Consider the following 382-nt stretch of genomic DNA (forward strand, 5'->3'; position numbering starts at 1 on the left):
TACAGGTACAACATGGACCTTTAATGACAGTGGATTAAGTAACGGCAATACTTATGTATATACAGCGCGTGTTGAAACAGCGGGTGGTAACCAAAGCCCAGCATCGTCAGCATATACAATTACTGTTGATACTGTAGCGCCAACACAAACCACAACGATAACAACAGTTGTTGATAACGTTGCCCCAGGTTTAGGAAATGTTGCCAATGGTGCTTTCACCAATGATGACACGCCAGAAGTCCAAGGTACGATTAGTGCTACATTGGGTTCAGGTGAAGTTGTTGCGATATATCGAGATGGTATTAAGGTTGGCACAGCAACGGTATCTGGTACAACTTGGACCTATGCTGACGCAGGTTTGGCAAGTGGTTCAACCTATACC

1 pseudogene is annotated in these 382 nt (G+C 44.5%); it reads left to right on the forward strand.

Annotated features, from left to right (window positions below):
- A pseudogene (locus Q4528_RS12800) lies at nucleotides 1-382 on the forward strand (hypothetical protein); the annotation flags it as partial.

The sequence above is a fragment of the Staphylococcus pasteuri genome (genome assembly GCF_030547725.1).
Taxonomy (GTDB): Bacteria; Bacillota; Bacilli; order Staphylococcales; family Staphylococcaceae; genus Staphylococcus; species Staphylococcus pasteuri.